Here is a 22,728-nt window from a genome sequence, read left to right on the forward strand (position 1 = left end):
GGCAGCACTTATCCCTGTCCGGCGAACGACAGTCAAGCGCTTTTGCTTGGGGGGGATTATTTTGCCAGAAAGCACAGAGCCACTATTGCGGCTTTTAAGGGCGTATGCGCGGGCCCTATTTCGCGTTCGTAAAATCTAAGCTCCTCGCATAAGTTCTGGGGTATCTTCCACTTTTAATAACAACTATTTGGATATAAAATAGCACATGTCATTCTGCCATTGCTTTCTAAACTCAAGGAAAAATCGTGAACTCCACCCTTAAGGGCGATAAACTTGAAGATGCATTTTACCGATACCTTATAGATCAGCAAAATCGCGGAGAATTGCTTTTTGACATTTACCCGCCGGAAAACTGTAAAATCTTTAGAAAGAAGAAATATTATTGCAAGCAACGTGAGGATGACGTTGAATTTGACATCGTCCTGGAGGTATATCGAAAAGGCAGACACTCACCCCATCTGCACGTCATATTTGAGTGTAAGAACTATAATGGGAATATACCGGAAACATACGTAAATGATTTTTCCTCGAAAATAGGTCGAATATTCCCGAATGCAGTGAAGGGCGTCCTAGTAATATCCTCACGCTTACAATCGGGCGCAGAAAAAGTTGCTTTAAACAACAAGATGGGCATTGTAAAATATGATGAAACTGGGCTGGATATAATTGCTGATCGCACGGGACGTATCTTCGTTGAAAATAGATTCATTGAAGCCCAGATTTTCTCGAGTGCTCCGCCTACCAAGTCCCTTAAATTTTCTGCTTATCACGACGGAAGATTTTTCGGAAATCTTGGCCGTTTTTTGTGTAGTCTGGACCCCAACATCTCAACCGAATCTAAAAAAGACCACGACTTGGTATCTGCTCGTTATATTCCCAACGAACACATAAAAAAATCCGCTGCGGAAGTGCTAAAACGAATCAACTACAAGAGTGGCCCCGTTGATCTAGAGAAAGTTTGCTCCTGTCTATCGATAGACTTGCAATTCACAAACCAGAAAATTCAAGATGAAAATGGAATTGTTACTCTCGGATCTGCAAACTTTCGACGTAGATTAATTCTTATTAACGCCCACGAAAATAAAAATCGAGAACGGTTCACGATCGGTCATGAGATCGGCCATTTCTGCCTAAACCATGAAATGTATCTGAGTTCAGAAACGATCGTCGAAAAAGACCTGCTGATAAATAGCGAAAAAGAAGTCACCTTCAATTACGAACGACTAGAATTTCAGGCCAATATTTTTTCAGCAAATCTAATTCTTCCCGATGAAGTTTTCAAAAACGTGACTGGATATTATCGGCACATTCTCGACATAAAAGATCGCGGGCATGGATACATATTCGTTGACGATCAGCCTTGCAATTTTATGGTGTACGAAGAGTTACTGTCTATTTTATCAACTCATTTTGGGGCATCCAAAACAGCGATCGAAATAAAGTTCAAAAACCTGGGCATGCTTACAGATCAGAGGAAACGCAGAGACGCCCCTCCTATACCGGGTTTGATAAAAAACTTGATTGCGCTTCGAAAAACTTGCGAGACGCGGACATCTGCCAAAATGTTGCATTTCTGCAACCCCGATAATTCTTGACGGGCGTTAACCGGATTACCCCAAAACCGGCCCCAAACAGCCTTCATTCGGTCTCAATCCATCACAAAATAGTGAGTGTAAATTACTTAGGCGTAACCGAAGTTCGGTTGGTTTTAGAAGCATTCGGGACCGAACGCTTCGGGGAAAGGAAGTAAAAATGTCTAAGAGTGAACTGCAACCGCGTCAGGACCGTCTGGTCGACAAGTATCGTGAAATTGGCCCCGCCGCGCTCGTCGCCGCCTTGATGACGGCAGCAAAGCGCAGCAGCGCAGGCCGTAACGACAATCGTCGTCATTCTATACTGGCCACCAAAAAATTCGCCAAGTAAGCAGTACCGACCACTATTAAGTCGCGCAAAGCGGTCAGAACATCGAAAGCTGACCGCCGGAACTGTCTTCGGGTTCCGCTTTGGCCTTGCGCTTTTGCGGTGTTTTCTGCGCTTCCATCGTTTCTTCGATACGCATCTGCAGATCCGGCGTGGCGTTGCTCACCTTGTTGACCTTGTCCGAGACGGGTATAACCTCGAAAAAATCCTCCTGCACCGGGCGCATGATGTCCGCCACTTCGCGCGGCAAGTAGCGCTTGCAGTCGAGCCAGCGTGCAAAATCTTCGGGCTGCACCACCACCGGCATGCGTTCATGGATAGGACGCAGGAGTGCATTGGCGCTTGTCGTCAAAATGCCGCCCGTATCGATCTGCGACCCGTCGGCACCGCTCCAGGTTTCGATCAGTGCACCGAAGGCGACCATGCCGCCATTGCGTGGGCGTACCCAATAGGCTTGCGCCTTGTTCTTCCCCTCGCGACGCCATTCATAAAAGCCGGAAGCCGGAACAAGCGCGCGACGGTGATTCAGCGCGGCGCGAAACGAGTTCTTTTCGGCAGCTGTTTCCGAGCGGATATTGAATACCAACGACCAGTCATTCGGGTCTTTCACCCATGATGGCACAAAACCCCAGCGCACCAGCGTGCCCACCCGATCCGGGCGGTTACTGCCTACCGGAGGCATGTTGCCGACAAAACTGGAAAGAGACGGCGTTTCGCCCGCCACTATGGTCAGGATCGGCTGGGTCGGGGCGATATTATAGCGAGGAGGAAATTCCTCTGAGATCATGGCAGCCAGAAAGATCTCGAGTTCTTCCCGACTTGCCGTCAATGAAAAGCGTCCGCACATGGTGGCCATGTTCAGGTTTTTGTGCTGGTGGTCAAGACCGGTTTGCGATTGCCAAAACGCCGCAAGCCGATCATAGCTATTCCATGCCCACGATCCCCGTCATTCCCGTTCCGCTTCATATTCATGGCGTTTCGCTGATCTGTCGTCGCAACGGCCGCTTTCTGCTGGTCGAACGCGGCAAGGAGCCATGGAAAGGCTGGCTGGCTTTTCCAGGAGGAAGCATCGAAGCGGGCGAGACGCCGGAACAGGCCGCCATTCGCGAGTTGAAGGAAGAAACTGCGCTCGATGTCAGCGCGCTTTCCCACGTCATCACCGTCGATCTGGCGCAGGAAGGCAAGGCCTATGAGAAAAGCTATTTCCTGTCGGTCTTTCGTGCGCTGGATATTTCAGGGCGCGAACAGGCCGGCGATGACGCTGCCGCGATCCATTGGCTAACGTTGGAAGAAATGGCCCATGCCCGCGTGACTGACAGCACGCTCGACGTCGCCCGCTCCGTTGCGGAAAGCGAAGATGGCTTGGGATATTGATCGGCCTCGTTTCATCCTGTTTGACAATCTGCCTTGAAGCAGCCCCTATTTCACGCAACAAGTGCATTTCATGTGAGAGGGTTTCCGATTGAAAGGCATGAAACTGTTCCGGTTCGCATTGCTGATGTGGGCAGGCGCAGCCGGTCCGGCTTTTGCGCAGGATGCGCCCTATGAGGGCAAGATGTTGCGGCTTGCCGAGGTTCTGGGCTCGCTGCACTATCTGCGTAACCTGTGCGGAGAAGCTGGCAGCGAATGGCGCGACCGCATGGACGCGATCATCGCCGCCGAGAAGCCGTCGGAGGGCGAAAGGGTGAGGATCGTTTCGAGCTTCAACCACGGATATCGCGTCTTCAGCGACAATTATACCAGCTGCACCCCTTCCGCGCTTGCGGCGATAGACCGCTATATGAAGGAAGGCGAAGGCTTGTCGAACGAGATCATCTCGCGCTATGGAAATTAACCAATCATACACTCTTATGCGGATTGCGGAGAATAGTCTCGTTCAAATCCGGTATAATCTGTTAACACTGTCTTAAGAAGGCAGGCAGGCCGCAAATGGATTGCGCTCCCGGAACACGGTGAGACATCCGCAAAACGGCAGAAAGGCGAAAGCCAGGATGAAGTCTATGGAACATGCACCGACCGATCTGGACGAGATGATCGCACGCGAGAAGAAACTCGTGGCAATCGAATATCAGAACGAAGCCTGGGCGGACGGTATTTCCGAAGGCATTGAGCCTGAAATCCTTGCAGAAGCTGCGTTCACGACCGCGCTGACGGAACTCATCCGTGAGGCTGGCGACGACTGCGCGCTGGAACTGATTGAAAAGATGCGCGAACAGATCGAAGCGGGAGCATTCCTGCCAGCACGCATCCTGCAATAGCTAAGCCATAACGTCGCCGGTCGAGGGGCAAGAACCGGCCGTTCCCACCAGTCGTCCTCCGACAACGCCGATGCATCCTGCAATCTGGAATTCCGTCCGACCGCTCGCGCTCGTCGCGAGCATGATGCTCGTCTCACTGCCCGCCTTAGCGGCAGCGGATCAATTGGCGTTTGTGGATCGTTCTGAATTCCTGACACTGCCAGCCTATCGCACCGCACCGGACGAACATCCGGCTTCGTCGCCGATACCGCTTCCCAATGCGCTGCCGCATCGGGTGCCCTCTGCAACACCGCAGAACGTGCCCGCCAGCCCTGCCCAACCGGTTGTTAAACCGATGCCGGAAGTGTTGCGCGATTTCGACAAACTGCCGCAGCCTGTCCGGCAAATGCGCGAGAAAATGCTCGCCGCCGCACAATCCGGCGATATCGAGCTGTTGCGCCCGCTGTTGGGCGAAGCCCACAACAGCACACAGTTTTCGCTGGAAGACCACGAAGAAGACGTCATCGAATTTCTGAAATCGCTGGCTGGAGATGCGGAAGGCCGCGAAATCCTCGCCATCATCGCCGACCTGCTTGGCACAGGTTATGTGCATGTGAATGCCGGAACGGATGATGAGGTTTATGTCTGGCCCTATTTCTACGCCATGCCGCTTGACAGGCTGACACCGTCGCAGACCGTCGAGCTTTTCCAGATCGTCACCGCCAGCGATTTCGAAGACATGAAAAAGGCAGGCGGCTATATTTTCTACAGCATCGGCATTGCGCCCGATGGAAGCTGGCGCTTTTTCACCGCCGGGGAATAATTACCCCACTGGCCCACGCGCGCGGCTTGGCGACTGGTTATAGATGCGCTGCCAGGCACGGCGAAACTGCCGCGCCGACGCGAAGCCAGATTTTTCGGCCACATTCTCGATATCGAGACCTGAATTAAGCAGCATTTCGCGGGCCAGACCAACTTTCAGCCGGTTGACATAATCCGTCACGCTCATGCCAGCATGTTCATTGAACAGCCGCGAAAGATTGCGCGGGCTCGCGCCACTCACATCGGCAAGCTTTTCGACGGGCCATGCTCCGGCGGGGTCCGCTGCGATGGCGTCCTGCGCACGGTGCACGACGGGGTTCATGTGATTGCGCCCTTCAAGCCAGGGCGAAAGCTGCGGATCGCCGCCGCTGCGCCGGAGGTAAACAACCAGATAGCGCGCCACCGACAAGGCGACTGCGTGGCTGGTCAAATCGGCGACGACTTGCAGCATCAGGTCGATCCCGGCGGTAATACCAGCACTGGTCAGCCGTTCGCCATCTTCCACGAAAAGCCGGTTTTGCAGCACTTTTGCGGTGGGTGCTGACTTTTCCAGTTCTGCGATGGCCATATGGTGCGTCGTGCAGACATAGCCGTCGAGCAGGCCTGCGCGCGCTGCCAGCAAGGCGCCGGAGCAGATCGTGACCAGCCGGACACCGGGGCAGACGACACGCTTCAGCCAGCCGATAATTTCATTCTCAAAGACGGCGTCTTCATCGCGGCTGGCAACCGACCCGCCAAGCGGCATATCCGTGGAACCGGACACGATCACCAGCGAACCCTGCGGCACGCTATCCGGCAACGGTTCGACGCCAGTTACTGCCATACCGATGGAACTGTGAACCGTGCCGAGCGGCCCGACATAATGCACCGCAAATTCGACCTTGTCCTGATCGAGATTCGCCTTGCGCAACACTTCCAGCGGTCCTGCCACGTCCAGCAAAAGCAGACGTGGCGGAACGATGACATAGACGGGGATGATTTGCTTGCCGTCTGTCGGTTGGGTCATGCGGCCTTCCGTTCCTGCTGGCCAGCCAGCGCTTCTTCCACCGTGGCGATGCGGGCGAAGCGATTGGCCAGCACGAGTTCCGTGCGCGCGCGAATCTCGGCAGCGCTCCATTCACGGCCCGTTGCGTCAGTCATCGGGAAGGTCAGCGTCGCCTCGCCGACGAAATCGACCGTATAGCCCAGATCGGACGCCTGACGTGTGGTGGTTTCGCAGCACTGTTCCGTGCGAATGCCGGAAACCATCACCCGGCGAATACCGTTTGCTACCAGCCATACATCGAGACCGGTGCCGACCAGCGCACTGTGACGACGCTTACGGAACACCGCATCCGGCGTGAAGCAGAGCGGCGCGAGCGTGCGGACATGGCCCGATGCTTCGGCAAAGTTGCCGCTCTCTTCCGTGTGGAAAATCTGCACAACCGGAATACCCGCCTGCTTTGCGCCATCAATCAGCTTTTGCTGGCGCTCGACATAGGCGGCCACATCGGCCTCACGATAATAAGGCTGGTGCCGGAAGGATTCCTGCGCATCGACGACAAGCAGAACGGTATCTTGAGCGGACATTTTTGTTCTCCTACAGTTTGAATATAGGAGAGAATTTACGCCGTATAGACTGGAGCGAAAGATAGATGCCGGACAAAGATGGGACAAATCACGCCATTCGTTCGAACGGCGTGAAAACCCATTATCCGCGCGGCAGAGCTTCGATAAATTCGACCGGCTCGCCCTGATGCGGGTTCACGATTTCCGCATCCCACATCACCTTGATGCCGCGTACGATTGTCCCGACCGGCCAGCCGGTGACGGTCTTGCCGTGGTAAGGCGTCCAGCCAGCTTTTGAGCCTGCTTGTTCATGCGTGATGGTTTCGCGGCGCTTCATGTCCACAATGGTCAGATCAGCATCATAGCCGACAGCGATGCGGCCCTTGCGCGACATGCCGAAAATACGGTTCGGGCCGTGGCTCGACAGATCAACAAAGCGTTCCAGCGAGAGTTTGCCCGCATTCACATGGTCGAGCATGATTGGCACCAGCGTCTGCACGCCGGTCATGCCGGATGGCGAGGCCGGATAAGGCTTCTGTTTTTCTTCCAGCGTATGCGGGGCATGGTCGGAGCCCAGCACATCGACGATACCCTGATCGATACCCTTCCAGATGCCGTCGCGGTGGCGTTTGTCGCGCACCGGCGGGTTCATCTGGATGAGATTGCCCAGTGTCTTGTATTCATCGGCGGAAAGCGTCAGGTGATGCGGGGTTGCTTCGCAGGTCGCAACATCCTTATGCGCTTGCAGAAAGTCGATTTCCTCAGCCGTGGAGATATGCAGCACATGAATGCGTGCGCCGGTTTCATGCGCAATGCGCACCAGACGTTCCGTGCATTGCAGCGCAGCAATTTCATCGCGCCAGACCGGATGGCTGGACGGATCGCCCTGCACGCGCAGACCTTCGCGCTGCTTGAGGCGGAATTCGTCTTCCGAATGGAAGGCAGCGCGGCGGCGCGTATTTTTCAGGATGGAGCGAACGCCGTCATCGTCTTCAACCAGCAGATCGCCGGTCGAGGAACCCATGAACACCTTGATGCCTGCGGCGCCCGGAAGGCGCTCCAGTTCGGCAACGTCCTTCGCATTGTCGCGTGTGCCGCCGACCCAAAAGGCGAAATCGCAATGCATGTGGTGGCGTCCGCGACGGATCTTGTCTTCCAGCGTTTCGACGGTCGTGGTCAGCGGCTTGGTGTTCGGCATTTCAAAGACAGCCGTAACCCCGCCCAGCACGGCAGCGCGGGAACCGGTTTCGAGATCTTCCTTATGCTCCAGACCCGGCTCGCGGAAATGAACCTGGCTGTCCACGACGCCCGGCAGGATATGCAGGCCGGTGCAGTCGATCACTTCGCCTGCCGACGCCTGCCCCAGAGAGCCTATAGCGGCAATACGCCCGTTGCGAATACCGATATCGCGCTGCCCGGTGCCGTCATGATTGACGAGGGTTGCGCCTTTCAGAATCGTGTCGAACGTCTCGGCCATTGTGCTCTCCTACGCTGCTGATGGGACTTGCGAGCCTTTCCAATGGGGATTACGTAACGAAGGCGCGAAACGCAAGGAAGAAGCGATGAGAACGGCAGCCGAAACGATCAATCTTTCCAACAGAGCACTGGTCCACATCACCGGCGAAGACGCGGAAAAGTTTTTGCAGGCCGTAATCACGACCAATCTCGACAAGCTCGGCTCAGACGAAGCCAAACCCGGTGCGCTGCTGACGCCGCAGGGGAAAATCCTGTTCGATTTCCTTGTCTCGCGTATTGAAAACGGCCTGCGCTTCGAGATGCCCGCAAGCATTGCAGCTGATTTCTGCAAGCGCATGACATTCTATCGCCTGCGCGCCAAAGCGGAAATTACACAATTGCCGGAACCACTTGTCAGCGTTTCCTGGCAAACTGATTCCTCTCCTTCACAAGATGATTCAACAAAACGCGATTCCCGCTTTCCGGCTGAGTTGAACGTGCTTCGCACCTATGGTCAGGCCGGTGAAAATGCCGACGCATCGGCTTGGACGAAGCTGCGCGCCGAATATGGTATCGCAGAAGGCGAAGCCGATTTTGCCTATAGCGATGTGTTTCCGCATGACGTTAATTTCGACCAGATCGGCGGCGTCACCTTCCCGAAGGGATGCTTCATCGGACAGGAAGTCGTCTCGCGTATGCAGCATCGCGGCACGCCGCGACGCCGGGTTCTGGTCGCCAAGTCGGAAGGCAATCTGCCGCCGCTCGGCACACCTATTACGGCAGACGGACGTGAAGTCGGCAATCTCGGCAGTTCTGCAAATGGCGTCGGCATTGCGCTTGTGCGCATCGACCGCGTCAAGAACGCAATGGATGCAGGCACGCCCCTGCTCGCTGGCGAAACACCGCTAGAACTGAGCCTCCCGCCTCATGTTCGGTTCGGCTTCCCGGAAATCGAAGCAGGCAACGCCTGATGGCGGCGGCGGATCAATCATCCGGCAAAGCGCGCGCCTGGCAACGCATGTTGTCGGGCCGCAGGCTGGACCTGCTCGACCCCTCGCCGCTCGATGTGGAAATCGAAGACATTGCGCATGGCCTCGCCCGTGTGGCGCGCTGGAATGGACAGACCATCGGCGAGCATGCGTTTTCCGTTGCCCAGCACTCCCTGCTGGTGGAAAAGATATTCAATCGCCTCGTGCCCGATGCAAGCGTCGAATGGCAAATCCTGACGTTGCTACATGACGCGCCGGAATATGTCATCGGCGACATGATCTCGCCGTTCAAGGCGGTGATGGGGGGCAATTACAAGCTGATTGAAACACGTCTGCAAACCGCCATTCACCACCGCTTTTCCCTGCCTGCAACATTGTCCGCAAAGCTGAAACCGCTGGTAAAACGCGCCGATCAGATTGCCGCGTTTTTCGAAGCCACGCGACTGGCCGGTTTCAGCGAAGGGGAAGCCATCAAATATTTCGGTCGCCCGCGCGGCTTCAATCCAGCCAATCTGGACCTGACCCCACGCCCGACGCAAAACGTGCAGAATGATTTTCTGGCGCGCTTCGCCTTGCTGGAAGAAAAGCGCAAGAGCGGCTCATGACGCTGATCGCCGTCAGCCCCCTCTCCCAACTGGCTCTACAGCTTGAGCATCACCGGCCAAGCCATGTCGTAACGCTGACTAGCGGGGAAGTTCCTGCATTGCCGGAAAGCGATGCTATGCGGCGTCTGGTGCTGACATTCAACGACATTACCGAACCGCGCGAAGGCATGGTCGCGCCAGACACGAGCCACGTGCAAGCCTTGCTCGGCTTTGTGCGCGCATGGCCCAAAAACGCGCCGCTGCTCATCCATTGCTATGCGGGCATTTCCCGTTCAACCGCAGCCGCCTATATCGCGGCCCTAGCGCTCAATCCGCAAAGCGACGAAGCAGGGCTGGCAAACGAATTGCGGAAGCGGTCGCCTTCCGCCACGCCGAATATCCGCCTGATCGAGATTGCAGATGAGATTCTGGGACGTAATGGTCGGATGGCTGCTGCGATCAAATTGATCGGTCGTGGTGCAGAAGCGTTTGAAGGCGAGGTTTTCAACCTGCCTGTCCGCGTTTAAGCGCGTTCAAAAAGCCGCCACGAGAATCGGGCGGCGTCTGCGCGCGTGGCTCCCAGACATGGCGCAAGAAAAAATAGCCCGTCATCTTGAACGCATGGTCGATGTCTTCATAAGACGACGCACGCACCGCCGTATCATTGACGAAAGCAGGCAAGGCCAGAAGCTTGTCGGCCCAAGGCGCGCCAGCCTCGCGACAAACGGCACGGCCGGATTTCGGCGAGACATAGATCAGCTCTTCACGGCGGCCCGTGGCGGCGCATTCCTTGAGATCTAGGCCGAAGCCCAGTTCTTCCAGCATCATGACTTCAAACCGCAGCAGCAATTCGCCGGATGCGAGCGGATCGTCAAAATGCTCGATGATCAGCCGCAGCGTTTCATAAAGTCCGCGATGGGCGTCGCGTTCCGGCAAGAGCCGCAAATGCGAGGCTGCAAGCTGGATGCCATAAAGCGCGACAGGCGTTTCAATGAGCCGGGCTGCGGCAAAGCCCAGCGGCTCAATAGTGAAACTGCCCATATGCTCGTCCAGCCGCGCCCACCAGCCGATATCGACATGGTTGCCGGGCTGGAGCAGCGGCTGCATGCGGCGGGATCGCCCGCCGCGCACCATGCCCAGATGTCGGCCATGTTCACGGGTCATCACTTCGACAATGGCGCTGGTTTCACCATGACGACGTGTGCCCAGAATTATGCCTTCATCATGCCATTCCATAGAGGTCAGTTTTGATTGTCAGGTTGGGAAATCAAGTCCCATTTCGCGATAGCGCTCGGGATCATTGCCCCAGTTTTCGCGCACTTTCACGAACAGGAACAGGTGAACCGTCTGTTCGAGAATTTCCGAGATTTCCTTGCGCGCCGACTGGCCAATCGCCTTCACCGTCTCGCCCTTGTGACCAAGCACGATCTTCTTCTGGCTTTCGCGCTCGACATAGATGACCTGCTCGATACGAACCGAGCCATCCTTGCGCTCTTCCCAGCGTTCCGTTTCCACGGTCGAGGCATAGGGAAGTTCTTCATGCAGGCGCAGGTAAAGCTTCTCGCGGGTGATTTCGGCTGCGAGCTGGCGCATCGGCATGTCGGAAATCTGGTCTTCCGGATAATACCACGGGCCGTTCGGCACGTTTTCAGCCAGATATTTCGCCAGATCCTTGCAGCCCGAGCCATTCAGTGCCGAGATCATGAATGTCTGGTCGAAGGTCACCAGTTCATTGGCCTTCTGTGCCAGCGTCAGCAGAACCGGCGGATCGACGCGGTCCACCTTGTTCAGCACCAGCACCTTCTTCTGGCGCACATTCTTCATGCTTTCCAAAAGCGCTTCGGCATTCTCATTGAGACCGCCCTGCGCGTCCAGCAGAACCAGGATGATATCCGCATCCTTCGCACCGCCCCAGGCGGTGGTGACCATGGCGCGGTCGAGCCTGCGCTTCGGGCGGAATATGCCGGGGGTGTCGACCAAAACGATCTGAGCCGGACCCTCGATGAAGATGCCGCGCACCAGTGCGCGTGTTGTCTGCACCTTGTGCGTGACAATCGATACTTTCGTGCCCACAAGCTGGTTGACCAGTGTGGATTTCCCCGCATTTGGCGCCCCGATCAGCGCAACAAAGCCCGAGCGGGTCTGCCCGGTTTCCGTTTCGCTTTCTGTCGGTGTCGTCCGATTATTCATTGTCCATCCTTCCAGACGATATTTTTATAGAGCGTGATCCCCTTGGCACGCCCGCCTCCCGTGCGACCTGTCGTCATTACAACGAAATTTGTCGCAATCGATCAATTATAACCGATCTCGATTGAAAAAACGTGAGTTCTTGCGTCATATAGTTTCGTCGCGCTTCCACACGCCTTGGCGGTAGAGCATAGCCTCTGCAGCACTCTGTTCGGCGATGCGCTTGGAGCGCCCCTCACCGTTTTCCGGCGCAAAGCCTTTCACCTGAACTTCGACCACGAAAAGCGGGTCATGGTCCGGGCCGCTGCGGCTCAGGACCGAATAGGACGGGTGCACATTGCCCTGCTGATGCGCCCATTCCTGCAATTCCGTCTTGGCATCGCGGCGCCCTGCGCCGGTCTCCAGCGACCGTTTCTTCCAATAACGCTTAATGAAGGAGCGCGCGGCTTCAAGGCCGCCGTCGAGATAGATCGTCGCGATCAGCGCTTCCACGACATCGGCGCGCACATTCATGAGGCGCTTGTCGTTCAGCGATTTGATATCGGAGCCGGTGTGAATGAAATTGGCGAGACCGATTTCGTCGGCAATCGCCGCACAGGTTTCGGCATTGACGAGCGCATTGAGGCGCACCGACAATTCGCCTTCGGAAGCCTCGGGAAATGCCTCAAACAGCATTTCTGCGACAGCGAGCCCCAGCACACGGTCGCCAAGAAATTCCAGCCGCTCATAATTCGCCCGCGATGGGGCCTGTACACTTGAATGGGTGAGCGCACGTTCCAGCCGTTTCAAATTAAGAAAACGGTGTCCTGTGCGCTCTTCCAGAATGGATGCTGCCTGCCCTGCGGAAACCATCTCAGTTTCCGGTGACGGCCGTGTGGGGCGCAGCATTCACAGAACTGAACAGACGGCTGAAACGCACATCGGTCGGCCATTTCCAGATTTCCAGCGGGCTGGCTTTGTCCGCGATGGAGAAGAAAATAATATTGGCGCGACCGACGAGGTTTTCGAACGGCACATAGCCGACGCCGAAGCGGCTATCGAGGGAGTTGTCGCGATTGTCGCCCATCATGAAATAATGACCGGCTGGCACTTCGAAGACGCGGGTATCGTCGCCGATGGAATTGGGTGCAAGATCAAGCGTGTCGTAGGTCACGCCATCCGGTAACGTCTCACGATAGACCTCGACCGGACGGTTTTCTTCCGTCACATCGGGATTGTCGATGGTGCCGATGCGGTCGCGCTTGACCGGCTGGTCGTTGATATAAAGCACACCACCGCGCATCTGCACGCGGTCACCCGGCAGGCCGATCACACGCTTGATGTAATCAACGGACGTGTCGCTCGGCAGCTTGAAAACCACCACGTCGCCGCGCTTCGGTTCCGCGCTCCAGATACGTCCCGAAAAAAGGTCGAGACCAAAAGGCAGCGAAAAGCGCGAATAGCCATAGGCATATTTCGACACGAACAGATAATCGCCTTCCAGAAGCGTCGGGCGCATCGAGCCCGATGGAATGCTGAATGGCTGGAAAAGAATGGTGCGGATCACCAGCGCCAGCAGCAGCGCCTGCACGATAACGCTGATGGTTTCGCCGAGGCCGCCGGACTTCTTGGTTTCACTCTTGCTGGACACGCTCATTGTCTCTCCGCTTGCGATAACGCGATCTAATAACCGCTAAGATTGCGTGAGGCAATCCGCGCACTGCTTTCTCGCACGATTATGAGCAGGAGTTTACCTGTCACAATCCCAACAAGTTTCGTGTAGGCCTACCAAAACCGCTCAAGCCGATTCCGGCAACGCCTCGATGATCACGAAAGCCTGCGCGAGAGGAAAATCATCGGTAATTGTCAGATGTATGGCAGCGCGTGTTCCCGGCGGCAGGAGTTTCTGCAACTGGGTGGCGGCTCCACCCGTCAGATGCATTGTGGGCTTGCCGGAAGGCAGGTTCACCACCCCCATGTCGCGCCAGAACACACCGCGCGCAATGCCGGTGCCGAGTGCCTTGGCGCAGGCTTCCTTGGCGGCGAAGCGCTTGGCATAGGATGCAGCCCGCTGCTGGCGGCCATCCGATTTCTTCTGTTCGATTTCGGTATAAACCCGATTGCGGAAGCGGTCGCCGTGCCGCTCAAGCGCTTTTTCGATACGCCGGATATCGATAAGGTCACTGCCTATTCCGACGATCATATTTGCTGCAGCCCCCGCTCGCCGTGCAGCCTGTGCTTTTCAGCCAGTCGCTCCAGACGACGACGGCGAAACCCCGAGACTGCATAGCGCGTCACAAAATAGACAAGCACGGCGCAGGCTGCGCCCAGAATTGTCGAACCGAACAGCATCGGCTTCAGAAGCGGCGTCCAGATTTCATCGAAATGCATCGTTTCGAGAGCACGGCCAAAATGCACAGGCGGCGCTGCATCCACACTGCCATTCATGATGAAGCGGCCCAGTTCGAACGTGCTGCCCCAGATGAAGGGTAAAGTCAGCGGATTGGCCAGCGTGGTGCCGATGGCGGCAGCTGCAATATTTCCTGCCAGAAAATAGGCAAGCACAATCGCAATGATCAGATGAAAGCCGAAAAACGGGGTAAATGCCGAGAAGACACCCACGGCCAATCCTGCCGCCACCGCATGCGGCGACGCGGTGATGCGCAGAATCCTCTTGCCCCCGTACTTGAAAGAACGGGAAAAGGAGCGACGCGGCCAGAGCATAAGTCTCAGGCGCTCGCGTCGGGTCAGCGGATTTCGGCGTTGGAACAACATGGGCTCTTAATACTGCTCTCCTCGAGCGGAAACAATTGCTTTTATTAGATCATCCTATCGATCATGCATCGCGGTATTCTGTCGGCGCCAGCTCTGATTTCGGCTGGTAATGACGAGGGGATACGCCCAGCATGCGGCGAAACATTGTCGTAAAGGCCGAAACACTGTCATAGCCGAGATCGAGCGCCACGCTGGTTACGGCTTCCCCTTCCGAAAGCCGGGGAACGGCGGCGAAGAGGCAGGCCTGCTGACGCCACACCGAAAGGCTCACCCCTGTCTCACGCTGGAAATGCCGGGTAAAGGAGCGCCTGCTCATGGCAAGCCTGTCCGCCCAGTCATCGATTGTGACGCGCGAAGACGGGTTCTTGACAAAGTCGCGACAGAGCTTTTGCAAGCGCGGGTCGTTCGGAATGGGCAGTCCAAGCGACCTTTGCGGCAGCGTATGCAGATCACGCAGGATCAGTTCGATAACCAGCGCGTCGCGGCTGCCCGCTTCCGGTATGCTGTCGATCATGGTCGCATCGATGATGAGGCAGCGCATCAGATCAGTCAGCCCCACGACATGCAGATAGTCGGGCACGCCGGATACGGCATCGGTGCTGATATAGATCGAGCGCATATAGACATCGCCAACGATCTCGACCGAATGCTCGATGCCAGCCGGTATCCACATGGCATGATCGCCGGGGATCATCCAGCGACCGGCATTGGTTGTAACCAGAACGACGCCCTGCGAAGCACACAACAGCTGCGCACGCGAATGGCTGTGGAGCGGTACGAAATAGCCGTCGGGATATTTCGTCGGAAGCGCCACTACCGGCCCGGTCATGGTCTCCAGCATCGCCACGCGGTCTTCGTGGAATCTTTGCAGTTCCTCGCTCTCGGGTAAGAAAAGACGTGATGGCGATGGCGGCTTCATCTCAAATTCGTTCTTAAACAGCTTAGCTTGGCCCACTCTGACAAGTAATGGACCAAATCACGAAAGCGGGCGGCGAGCAATATGCTTATGAAGAGAGAACTGGAGAGTACGCTTGACGAAATCTCCTTTCGGAATGGCATCCAAACGCTCCTTTTCTTTCCAATATGCGGGAAGGTTGGAACGAAAGACGGATACTTCTTATAAAATGCGTTCGATCTGATTGAATTGGGTCGGCGCTCTGCACGTTTATTTTAACGCACATCTTATCCGAAAACCGCTGATGCTTTTCGGGATGTGTTCGAGGAGTCGCATTATGAGCATGAGTGCTGCGCAGCAGCCGTCCAACAGCGGTGCGGACAATACGGTCCTCACCATCATATTGGCCACAAGCATGGGCCACTTTCTGAACGACATGATGCAGTCGCTCCTTCCGGCCATCTATCCGATGCTGAAGGACAATTACAGCCTGTCCTTCTGGCAGATTGGTCTTCTCACCTTCACTTTCCAGATGACGGCATCCATTTTGCAGCCGCTCGTCGGCATCTATACCGACCGCAAGCCGATGCCTTATTCGCTGTCTTTCGGCATGGGTTGCACACTTGTCGGCCTCGTGCTGCTGGCGACCGCGCATCATTATTCGGTACTGCTGATGGGCGCTGCCTGCGTCGGCTTCGGCTCGTCCGTTTTCCATCCGGAAGCATCGCGGGTTGCACGACTGGCCTCGGGCGGCAAGCACGGTTTCGCACAATCGCTGTTTCAGGTGGGCGGTAACTTCGGTTCGTCAATCGGCCCGCTGCTTGCGGCATTCGTCGTGCTGCCCTTAGGCCAGATCAGCGTTTCGTGGTTCTCGATCGCAGCTTTGGCGGGCATGTTGCTGCTCTGGTATGTCGGTAACTGGTATAATCGCTATCGTCTGGCCAATGCCCGCAGGGCGCAGCCTGACAAGACGCTGCCGCTGCCGCGCAACCGGGTAATCGCCACGGTGGCCGTGCTCGCGCTGCTGATCTTCACCAAATATATCTACATGGCGAGCCTGACGAGCTACTACACCTTCTACACGATCCACCATTTCGGCGTGTCGGTGCAGACCTCGCAGATCCTGCTGTTCCTCTTCCTCGGCGCTGTGGCTGCGGGAACGATCTTTGGTGGCCCGATCGGTGATCGCATCGGAACGCGCAAAGTGATCTGGGTGTCGATCCTCGGCGTTTTGCCCTTCACTCTGGCTTTGCCTTACGCAAATCTTGAGATGACGGCTGTGCTGACGGTGATCATCGGCTTCATCCTGGCCTCGGCCTTCCCTGCCATCGTGGTCTTTGCGCAGGAACTGCTTCCGGGACGTGTGGGCATGGTGTCCGGTCTGTTCTTCGGCTTTGCCTTCGGCATGGCCGGCATCGCAGCCGCGGTTCTCGGCATCGTCGCCGACCGCAAGGGCATCGAGTTCGTCTATACGATCTGCTCATATCTGCCATTGCTCGGCCTTCTGACCGTCTTCCTGCCAAAGCTGGAAAAGAACCGCAAAGCGAAAGCCTGAGCCCGAACTTGAAAAGCGCTCCCCCGAAGAGGGGGAGCGCCGCACGTCCCCCAACGGCGGCGCTCCCATGCCACTGACCTTTTGACGGCCCGGTACAGCGGCATCTCCAGAACGGTTCGTTGGAACCGCTCGATCAAATGCAGATCACACGGCGAAGCTGAAGCCTTGCACCGTTTCCCTGCGAAATTCATCAAAGGCCGCCGCGACGAGGCGGATCAGCGGCTTGCCATCCTCGGTAGCGCGGATGAGGCTGCCCTTTACTTCGACCAGACCATCGGCGACCAGCGGGCGCAGCAAGGCGAGTTCATCAGAGAACTCCATACCCGGCGCCACATCATCGAGATCGACCTCAAAATTGCACATGAGCGCGGTGATGATTGCTGAACGGAGCCGGTCGCTTTCGCGCATCGTATAGCCGCGCACCGTGGCAAGCTCGCCCGCATCGACGGTCTTGCGATACTGCCCGATATCGGGAATGTTCTGCGCATAGCCGCCCGGAAATTGCGAGATGGAGGACGGCCCAAAACCGATCAGGGTCTGGCTTCGATCCGTGGTATAGCCCTGGAAATTGCGGTGCAGCAGCCCCTTGCGGGCAGCAACTGCCAGCGCATCGTCCGGCAAGGCATAGTGATCGATACCCACCGCCTCGTAGCCGAGAGCGGAAAAACAGTCAGCCACCACTCGCGACTGCGCAAAGCGCGCTTCAGCGTCGGGCAGTTGGCTCGCATCGATCAGTCGCTGGTTGGCGCGGCGCTGCGGCAGATGTGCATAACCATAGCAGGCAACGCGGTCCGGACGTAGCGCGGCAACCGTCTCGCAGGTGCGGCGCAGACTGTCCACCGTCTGCATCGGTAGACCATAGATGAGATCGAAATTGATTTTCTCGATGCCCTCACCGCGCAAAAGCCATGTGGCTTCCGACACGGTTTCCATCATCTGCACCCGGCCAATGGCCTTTTGCACACGATTATCGATATCCTGGACGCCAAGGCTGGCGCGGTTGACGCCCATGAAAGCCAGCGTCCTGACGAGGTCCGGCGTGACAGAGCGCGGATCAAGCTCAATGGCATGCTCCATCGTCGGCGCAAATTCGAACACCGAGCGCAGCGCTGTGATAATTTCCAGAAACTGGGAAGAATTCAGGATCGAAGGCGTTCCGCCGCCCCAGTGCAGATGGGTGACGCGCGGACGGCCGGTCAGCACATGGCCCACCGTTTCGATTTCGTTCAATAGCGAATGATAGAAACTCTCGACGACATCGTCGCGTATGGCGACCTTGGCGTGGCAGCCACAATAATAGCAGAGCTGCTTGCAATAAGGCACATGGATGTAGAGTGAGGTGCCCTCGCCCGGGCCAATCTGGCGAAGCCAGCGATGCGCAGTCTCGGATGCGAAGGGAACGAAATCGGCAGCCGTCGGAAAGGACGTATAGCGCGGAACAGCAAGTGCAGCGTAACGCTTTATCGCTTCTTCATGCATGGCGCACCCACCTCGCGCGGCGCGCGGACTGGCGAAGTTCGGCCAGTGCGAATGGAGACGCCGATGCCTGAACCGGAATTGCAACCTGCAGGACTGGACGGCATGATGCGGCACGATATACCGCATGAATGACAGCCAATGTTGCAGTGACCAGCCACAAGAGCACCCGTCTTTCTCCCCATTTACCGCGCGGCCGTCCCTTTTGTAGCCGCATCAATCTTTATGGTAGAAATTACAGGGCAACGCGGCACCCCGCATTGATTTGAATCAACGGGTGACGATGAATGAGCAGAGTATTGGGAGCTGGAGAATTTTCAGCAGAAGTGCTGCACGCCTATACGGTGAAATCAGCGCACCGGACTGATTTCAGGCCCAGCTTCGATCAGGCAGAATATACGCTAAAACAAAGAATTAGAGCGATTACAACAGATCGACCTTAGACCGTTTTAAAGCGCGTCGAAATCCATGCCCGCAACAGCTGCAAGCGAACGGCGCGACAGAATTTCGACCGTATTGGCGTCGATGAGCTGGATCAGGCCCTGGCTCTTCAGCTTGGTGAAGCTTCGGCTCACCGTTTCGATGGTAAGCCCCAGATAATCCGCGATATCCGTACGGTTCATCGACAGATGCACCGGATTGGAGCGTTCACCGCGCTTTTCGGCGCGGGAGGACAGAACCAGCAGGAAGCTCGCAAGTTTTTCCACCGGCGCAAGACGACCGAGCACGAGCTGGTTGTCGCGCGCGGTGCGCAGTGCAGCCCGCGTCATCTGGTGCAGCCTTTCCTTGAGCTTTGGAAAGCGCTCCATCAGATTTTCCATTTCCTTCGTGGAGAAGGCACACAGGACCGAAGGCACCACTGCTTCCGCCGACTGCGAATAGACATCATCGTCGGCAAGACCGAGATAATCGCCGGGAAACAGGAAGCCCGCAATCTGGCGGCGCCCATCCGGTAGAGAGGTATAGATGCGCAACATACCGGACGTCAGGCTGAAGACCCGCCCCTTCAGCTCACCCTCCTCGACCAGCATCTCGTTCGCATCCAGCCTTTTGGACGTCATGATCGCTTCCAGCGCACCAAGATCGCCGTCGTCGAGCGCAGCACAAACCGCCATACGGCGCACATCGCAGTCGACACAGATGCCGCACGGCGCGCGAAAAGGCGATTTCGGATCGAAAACTAAAGGTGCTACAGCCACGATGGATTCCTGTCGGCGAGAACTGATCGGACTCTTCTATCAACCATCTAGATTACGTAAATAAAAGGCCCCACGTAAAGGGGAATCTCACCGCAGAGCTTTTAATAGCCCTGCGGCATCAAAACTTATATTATATCCAGCCAGAAAGTCTTTTAATATACAACGTTTCTAAAGAACTTCCCGGCAAGAAATAACCGTCAAATATTGCGGCTGCCCGGCTTGATGGCCGGGATTGCCGCCAGTTCCGGCGGCAGATTATCGGCGGGGTAAGCTGGCACTTCATATTCCGCAAGCGCGATCAGCTTGGTGCCAACATCAGCCTTACCCGCCGACCGGTCAACGATGCAGGCCGCAGCAACAACCTCGATGCCGAGCTCTTTCATGCAGTCGATGGTTTCGCGGATCGACAGGCCGGTCGTCACGATATCTTCCACGATCACCACGCGCGCGCCCTTGGGCACATCGAAGCGGCGCAGGCGGAAAACGCCGTTTTCGCGTTCGACCCAGACCGACGGCACACCCAGATGGCGCGACGTTTCATAGGACGGGATAAGACCGCCAATGGCCGGCCCGACCACATAGTCGATGGGACCGAGATTGGCCGTCTTGATCTTTTCTGCCAGCGCCTTGCACAGCTTTTCCGTCTTGTCGGCATGCATGAACACACGCGCCTTCTGAAGGAAAATAGGGCTGCGAAGGCCGGAAGTGAGAATGAAATGGCCTTCGAGGATCGCTCCCGCTTCGCGGAAGACGGCAAGCACGCCTTCGGTGTTCATTTTGGTCCTATCCGTTCACGCGCTTGGCGCCGCTGACGCTCGCGCTTTCTTTCAATTGGGAAATGATGCGGTTGAGGTGTTTCAAGTCCCACACCTCGACGTCGATGATCATTTCGGTAAAGTCCGGTGCGGTGCGCACCATGGAGAGATTGTGAATATTGGCGTCGTTGGCCGCAACAATCTGGGCGATTTCCGCCAATGAGCCCGGTGAATTGATCGCCGAGACGCTGACGCGGGCCGGAAAGCGCTCATGCATCGTCTCATCGATATCCCAACGCACATCGATCCAGCGTTCCGGCTGATCGTCATAGGCGGTCAGCGCCGGTGACTGGATCGGGTAAATGGTGATACCGGCGCCCGGCTGGAGAATGCCGACGATACGGTCACCCGGCACCGCGCCTTCCGGCGCAAAACGCACCGGCAGATCGGAATTGGTGCCACGGATTGGCAGAGCACGCTTGCCCGGCTTCGTCGCGGTTTCCTGATCCTTGCCCTTATCGGCCTCGGAGCCTTCACTGCCTTCGGGAACCTTGAAGATCATCCCGGCAGCATTTTGAATGTTGAACCAGCCTTTTTCGCCGGTCTTGGCGGGGTTGTTCTGCGTTGTGACACGCGTATCCTGATAGTCTGGATAAACGGCCTTCACCACATCGGTGGACGGCAGTTCGCCGCGCCCGACGGCGGCCAGCACGTCTTCCACATCCTTTCGCGCCAGACGCGGCAGGCCCGGTTTCAGGATATCCTTGCTGAATGGCTTTCCGGCGCGCTCGAAAGCGCGTTCGAGAATACGCATGCCGAGGCCGGAATATTGCTTGCGCACGGCGGAGCGGGTCGCACGGCGGATCGCAGCGCGCGCCTTGCCGGTCGCAACCAGAGATTCCCAGGCCGCAGGCGGCACCTGCGCCTTGGAGCGGATGATATCCACTTCGTCACCGTTCTTCAGCTCGGTCATCAGCGGCATGATGCGGCCATTGACCTTGGCGCCAACACAGCTGTCACCAATATCGGTGTGCACGGCATAGGCGAAATCGATCGGCGTCGCACCGCGTGGCAGTGCAATCAGGCGGCCCTTCGGCGTGAAACAAAAAACCTGATCCTGAAACAGCTCCAGCTTGGTATGTTCCAGAAACTCTTCCGGATTATCGCCTTCGGAAAGCTGCTCGATGGTCTGGCGCAGCCAGGCATAAGCGTTGGTTTCCGTCGAGATCGCGTGCGGATTGTTGGCGCTGCCGCGATCCTTATAGATCGAATGCGCCGCCACACCGAACTCGGCAATTTCATCCATCGCACGGGTGCGGATTTGCAGTTCGATACGCTGGCGTGACGGACCGATAATGGTGGTGTGCAGCGAACGATAGTCGTTTTGCTTCGGCGTTGAGATATAATCCTTGAACCGCCCCGGCACCATCGACCACGTCGTATGGATCAGCCCCAGCGCCCGATAGCAATCCTGCACCGTATCAACCATGACACGGAAGCCGAAAATGTCGGACAGCTGTTCGAAGGACAGGCCCTTGGTTTCCATCTTGCGGAACACCGACCACGCCTTCTTCTGGCGGCTTTTGACACTGGCCTTGATGCCGTTCTTCTCGAAAATCTCGGACAGGTCCTTTTCGATCTTCTGCAGGAGACCGCGGTTTTTCTCTAGAAGTTCAGCCAGACGGTCCGTAACCGCGCGCCATGCATCGGGATTGATATAGCGGAAGGCCAGCTCTTCCAGCTCTTCGCGCATGTCCTGCATACCCATGCGGCCAGCGAGCGGCGCATAGATATCCATGGTTTCTTCGGCAATGCGCAGGCGCTTGTCCTCGCGCATGACGCCGAGCGTGCGCATATTGTGCAGACGGTCGGCAAGCTTGACCAGAAGCACGCGCACATCTTCGGCGATGGCCAGAAGCAGCTTGCGCAGGTTTTCCGCCTGCACGGCCTTCTTGGAAACCAGATCGAGCTTCTTGAGCTTGGTCAGTCCTTCGACGAGCTTGCCGATTTCCGGTCCGAACAGCTGGTCGATTTCCTGACGGGTCGCGGTGGTGTCTTCGATGGTGTCGTGCAGAAGCGCGATGGCGATCGTCGCCTCATCCAGATGCATGTCCGTGAGGATGGCCGCGACTTCGAGAGGATGAGAGAAATAAGGGTCGCCGGAAGCACGTTTCTGGCTGCCATGTTTCTGCATGGCATAGACATATGCCTTGTTGAGAAGCGCCTCGTTAACATCCGGCTTGTATCGCTGCACACGCTCCACAAGCTCATACTGGCGCATCATCTACGACAACTCCCTCAAACCAACGCCGGGCGGTTCGCGGCCACGCCGCAAAACAATGACACCCCAAT

General features: G+C 56.7%; 25 protein-coding genes. 10 read left to right on the top strand and 15 right to left on the bottom strand.

Features of this window, described 5'->3' with window-relative positions; genetic code table 11:
- Nucleotides 1–245 precede the first annotated feature (245 nt).
- Together WIX40_RS10470 and WIX40_RS10475 are read left to right on the top strand one after the other, a co-directional pair.
- A complete protein-coding gene (locus tag WIX40_RS10470) occupies nt 246–1,595 on the top strand; it encodes an ImmA/IrrE family metallo-endopeptidase (protein ID WP_339439858.1) in 1,350 nt (449 codons plus the stop codon).
- A 157-nt stretch (nt 1,596–1,752) separates the two neighbouring features.
- Entirely contained in the window at nt 1,753–1,923 is a 171-nt protein-coding gene (locus tag WIX40_RS10475) for a hydrolase (RefSeq protein WP_109370198.1), read from the top strand.
- Nucleotides 1,924–1,957: 34 nt separating this feature from the next.
- Here WIX40_RS10475 and WIX40_RS10480 read toward each other — a convergent pair whose 3' ends face one another.
- The gene (locus tag WIX40_RS10480) at nt 1,958–2,767 is read right to left on the bottom strand and encodes an SOS response-associated peptidase (protein WP_339440986.1); all 810 of its coding nucleotides are present in this window, start codon (nt 2,765–2,767) and stop codon (nt 1,958–1,960) included.
- An 83-nt stretch (nt 2,768–2,850) separates the two neighbouring features.
- Here WIX40_RS10480 and WIX40_RS10485 point away from each other — a divergent pair, with 83 nt between their 5' ends.
- From WIX40_RS10485 to WIX40_RS10500, 4 genes are all read left to right on the top strand, one after another.
- Nucleotides 2,851–3,294 (top strand): NUDIX hydrolase, encoded by a 444-nt coding sequence (locus WIX40_RS10485; RefSeq protein ID WP_339439859.1) that lies wholly within the window; start codon nt 2,851–2,853, stop codon nt 3,292–3,294.
- A gap of 97 nt (nt 3,295–3,391) precedes the next feature.
- A complete protein-coding gene (locus WIX40_RS10490; RefSeq protein ID WP_109368659.1) occupies nt 3,392–3,754 on the top strand; it encodes a TIGR02301 family protein in 363 nt (120 codons plus the stop codon).
- A gap of 166 nt (nt 3,755–3,920) precedes the next feature.
- On the top strand, nt 3,921–4,178 hold the full coding sequence (locus WIX40_RS10495; RefSeq protein ID WP_171318934.1) for a hypothetical protein: 258 nt from the start codon (nt 3,921–3,923) through the stop codon (nt 4,176–4,178).
- Nucleotides 4,179–4,248: 70 nt separating this feature from the next.
- Nucleotides 4,249–4,980, top strand: a complete 732-nt coding sequence (locus WIX40_RS10500; RefSeq protein ID WP_339439860.1) for a hypothetical protein — start codon at nt 4,249–4,251, stop codon at nt 4,978–4,980.
- Here the strand turns inward: WIX40_RS10500 and WIX40_RS10505 are convergent, their stop codons facing one another.
- The 3 genes from WIX40_RS10505 to WIX40_RS10515 form a co-directional block, all read right to left on the bottom strand.
- Nucleotides 4,981–5,985: a GlxA family transcriptional regulator gene (locus WIX40_RS10505; protein ID WP_339439861.1), complete on the bottom strand. Its 1,005-nt coding sequence runs from the start codon at nt 5,983–5,985 to the stop codon at nt 4,981–4,983.
- Entirely contained in the window at nt 5,982–6,548 is a 567-nt protein-coding gene (locus WIX40_RS10510) for an isochorismatase family protein (protein WP_339439862.1), read from the bottom strand. Before WIX40_RS10510 ends, WIX40_RS10505 begins: the two co-directional genes overlap by 4 nt.
- Before the next feature lie 121 nt (nt 6,549–6,669).
- Nucleotides 6,670–8,004: a dihydroorotase gene (locus tag WIX40_RS10515; RefSeq protein ID WP_339439863.1), complete on the bottom strand. Its 1,335-nt coding sequence runs from the start codon at nt 8,002–8,004 to the stop codon at nt 6,670–6,672.
- Between WIX40_RS10515 and ygfZ the strand changes: the two genes are divergently transcribed.
- From ygfZ to WIX40_RS10530, 3 genes are read left to right on the top strand one after another with little or no spacing between them, the layout of a single operon-like run.
- Entirely contained in the window at nt 8,003–8,953 is a 951-nt protein-coding gene (gene ygfZ / locus WIX40_RS10520; RefSeq protein ID WP_339440987.1) for a CAF17-like 4Fe-4S cluster assembly/insertion protein YgfZ, read from the top strand. The two genes, WIX40_RS10515 and ygfZ, sit on opposite strands and share 2 nt — an antisense overlap.
- Nucleotides 8,953–9,576, top strand: a complete 624-nt coding sequence (locus WIX40_RS10525; RefSeq protein ID WP_339439864.1) for a YfbR-like 5'-deoxynucleotidase — start codon at nt 8,953–8,955, stop codon at nt 9,574–9,576. The genes ygfZ and WIX40_RS10525 overlap by 1 nt, the downstream gene beginning before the upstream one ends.
- Complete coding sequence (locus WIX40_RS10530) at nt 9,573–10,082, top strand: tyrosine phosphatase family protein (RefSeq protein ID WP_109368652.1); 510 nt, start codon at nt 9,573–9,575, stop codon at nt 10,080–10,082. Before WIX40_RS10525 ends, WIX40_RS10530 begins: the two co-directional genes overlap by 4 nt.
- Here WIX40_RS10530 and recO read toward each other — a convergent pair.
- The 7 genes from recO to WIX40_RS10565 form a co-directional block, all read right to left on the bottom strand.
- Nucleotides 10,060–10,791, bottom strand: coding sequence for a DNA repair protein RecO (recO, locus tag WIX40_RS10535; RefSeq protein WP_078340715.1), 732 nt, complete (start codon nt 10,789–10,791; stop codon nt 10,060–10,062). The two genes, WIX40_RS10530 and recO, sit on opposite strands and share 23 nt — an antisense overlap.
- Nucleotides 10,792–10,809: 18 nt before the next feature.
- Nucleotides 10,810–11,745: a GTPase Era gene (gene era / locus WIX40_RS10540; protein ID WP_078340714.1), complete on the bottom strand. Its 936-nt coding sequence runs from the start codon at nt 11,743–11,745 to the stop codon at nt 10,810–10,812.
- Nucleotides 11,746–11,889: 144 nt separating this feature from the next.
- Entirely contained in the window at nt 11,890–12,594 is a 705-nt protein-coding gene (rnc, locus tag WIX40_RS10545) for a ribonuclease III (protein ID WP_121535583.1), read from the bottom strand.
- Between the two features lies 1 nt (nt 12,595).
- On the bottom strand, nt 12,596–13,378 hold the full coding sequence (gene lepB, locus WIX40_RS10550; RefSeq protein WP_121535580.1) for a signal peptidase I: 783 nt from the start codon (nt 13,376–13,378) through the stop codon (nt 12,596–12,598).
- Between the two features lie 141 nt (nt 13,379–13,519).
- The gene (gene acpS / locus WIX40_RS10555; RefSeq protein WP_109368649.1) at nt 13,520–13,924 is read right to left on the bottom strand and encodes a holo-ACP synthase; all 405 of its coding nucleotides are present in this window, start codon (nt 13,922–13,924) and stop codon (nt 13,520–13,522) included.
- Entirely contained in the window at nt 13,921–14,496 is a 576-nt protein-coding gene (gene bspA / locus WIX40_RS10560) for a type IV secretion system effector BspA (RefSeq protein WP_124915588.1), read from the bottom strand. The genes acpS and bspA overlap by 4 nt, the downstream gene beginning before the upstream one ends.
- Before the next feature lie 61 nt (nt 14,497–14,557).
- Nucleotides 14,558–15,415 (bottom strand): AraC family transcriptional regulator, encoded by an 858-nt coding sequence (locus WIX40_RS10565; RefSeq protein ID WP_109368647.1) that lies wholly within the window; start codon nt 15,413–15,415, stop codon nt 14,558–14,560.
- A 313-nt stretch (nt 15,416–15,728) separates the two neighbouring features.
- On the opposite strand from WIX40_RS10565, the gene WIX40_RS10570 reads away from it, so the two are divergent.
- Nucleotides 15,729–16,946, top strand: coding sequence for an MFS transporter (locus WIX40_RS10570; protein ID WP_109368646.1), 1,218 nt, complete (start codon nt 15,729–15,731; stop codon nt 16,944–16,946).
- A gap of 144 nt (nt 16,947–17,090) precedes the next feature.
- On the opposite strand, the gene hemN is transcribed toward WIX40_RS10570, so the two are convergent.
- The 4 genes from hemN to WIX40_RS10590 all read right to left on the bottom strand — a co-directional run bounded on the left by hemN (nt 17,091) and on the right by WIX40_RS10590 (nt 22,660).
- Entirely contained in the window at nt 17,091–18,425 is a 1,335-nt protein-coding gene (gene hemN / locus WIX40_RS10575; protein WP_109368645.1) for an oxygen-independent coproporphyrinogen III oxidase, read from the bottom strand.
- A 446-nt stretch (nt 18,426–18,871) separates the two neighbouring features.
- On the bottom strand, nt 18,872–19,537 hold the full coding sequence (locus WIX40_RS10580; RefSeq protein WP_210261576.1) for a helix-turn-helix domain-containing protein: 666 nt from the start codon (nt 19,535–19,537) through the stop codon (nt 18,872–18,874).
- Between the two features lie 281 nt (nt 19,538–19,818).
- Nucleotides 19,819–20,397, bottom strand: coding sequence for an orotate phosphoribosyltransferase (pyrE, locus tag WIX40_RS10585; protein WP_109368643.1), 579 nt, complete (start codon nt 20,395–20,397; stop codon nt 19,819–19,821).
- 7 nt (nt 20,398–20,404) lie between these two features.
- Nucleotides 20,405–22,660, bottom strand: coding sequence for a RelA/SpoT family protein (locus WIX40_RS10590; protein ID WP_109368642.1), 2,256 nt, complete (start codon nt 22,658–22,660; stop codon nt 20,405–20,407).
- Nucleotides 22,661–22,728: the final 68 nt, after the last annotated feature.

This window comes from Ochrobactrum teleogrylli, assembly GCF_037482325.1.
Lineage (GTDB): Bacteria > Pseudomonadota > Alphaproteobacteria > Rhizobiales > Rhizobiaceae > Brucella > Brucella teleogrylli.

Bases quoted from the DNA above. Each gene is read 5' to 3' on its own strand.
- WIX40_RS10495 (WP_171318934.1), top strand. From the start codon at position 3,921: ATGGAACATGCACCGACCGATCTGGACGAGATGATCGCACGCGAGAAG.
- WIX40_RS10485 (WP_339439859.1), top strand. From the start codon at position 2,851: ATGCCCACGATCCCCGTCATTCCCGTTCCGCTTCATATTCATGGCGTT.
- hemN (WP_109368645.1), bottom strand. From the start codon at position 18,425: ATGCATGAAGAAGCGATAAAGCGTTACGCTGCACTTGCTGTTCCGCGC.
- WIX40_RS10505 (WP_339439861.1), bottom strand. From the start codon at position 5,985: ATGACCCAACCGACAGACGGCAAGCAAATCATCCCCGTCTATGTCATC.
- pyrE (WP_109368643.1), bottom strand. From the start codon at position 20,397: ATGAACACCGAAGGCGTGCTTGCCGTCTTCCGCGAAGCGGGAGCGATC.
- WIX40_RS10590 (WP_109368642.1), bottom strand. From the start codon at position 22,660: ATGATGCGCCAGTATGAGCTTGTGGAGCGTGTGCAGCGATACAAGCCG.
- WIX40_RS10515 (WP_339439863.1), bottom strand. From the start codon at position 8,004: ATGGCCGAGACGTTCGACACGATTCTGAAAGGCGCAACCCTCGTCAAT.
- recO (WP_078340715.1), bottom strand. From the start codon at position 10,791: ATGGAATGGCATGATGAAGGCATAATTCTGGGCACACGTCGTCATGGT.
- WIX40_RS10570 (WP_109368646.1), top strand. From the start codon at position 15,729: ATGAGCATGAGTGCTGCGCAGCAGCCGTCCAACAGCGGTGCGGACAAT.
- WIX40_RS10525 (WP_339439864.1), top strand. From the start codon at position 8,953: ATGGCGGCGGCGGATCAATCATCCGGCAAAGCGCGCGCCTGGCAACGC.
- WIX40_RS10580 (WP_210261576.1), bottom strand. From the start codon at position 19,537: ATGGCGGTTTGTGCTGCGCTCGACGACGGCGATCTTGGTGCGCTGGAA.
- acpS (WP_109368649.1), bottom strand. From the start codon at position 13,924: ATGATCGTCGGAATAGGCAGTGACCTTATCGATATCCGGCGTATCGAA.
- WIX40_RS10480 (WP_339440986.1), bottom strand. From the start codon at position 2,767: ATGTGCGGACGCTTTTCATTGACGGCAAGTCGGGAAGAACTCGAGATC.
- bspA (WP_124915588.1), bottom strand. From the start codon at position 14,496: ATGTTGTTCCAACGCCGAAATCCGCTGACCCGACGCGAGCGCCTGAGA.
- WIX40_RS10500 (WP_339439860.1), top strand. From the start codon at position 4,249: ATGCATCCTGCAATCTGGAATTCCGTCCGACCGCTCGCGCTCGTCGCG.
- WIX40_RS10510 (WP_339439862.1), bottom strand. From the start codon at position 6,548: ATGTCCGCTCAAGATACCGTTCTGCTTGTCGTCGATGCGCAGGAATCC.
- era (WP_078340714.1), bottom strand. From the start codon at position 11,745: ATGAATAATCGGACGACACCGACAGAAAGCGAAACGGAAACCGGGCAG.
- WIX40_RS10475 (WP_109370198.1), top strand. From the start codon at position 1,753: ATGTCTAAGAGTGAACTGCAACCGCGTCAGGACCGTCTGGTCGACAAG.
- WIX40_RS10490 (WP_109368659.1), top strand. From the start codon at position 3,392: ATGAAACTGTTCCGGTTCGCATTGCTGATGTGGGCAGGCGCAGCCGGT.
- rnc (WP_121535583.1), bottom strand. From the start codon at position 12,594: ATGGTTTCCGCAGGGCAGGCAGCATCCATTCTGGAAGAGCGCACAGGA.
- WIX40_RS10530 (WP_109368652.1), top strand. From the start codon at position 9,573: ATGACGCTGATCGCCGTCAGCCCCCTCTCCCAACTGGCTCTACAGCTT.
- lepB (WP_121535580.1), bottom strand. From the start codon at position 13,378: ATGAGCGTGTCCAGCAAGAGTGAAACCAAGAAGTCCGGCGGCCTCGGC.
- WIX40_RS10565 (WP_109368647.1), bottom strand. From the start codon at position 15,415: ATGAAGCCGCCATCGCCATCACGTCTTTTCTTACCCGAGAGCGAGGAA.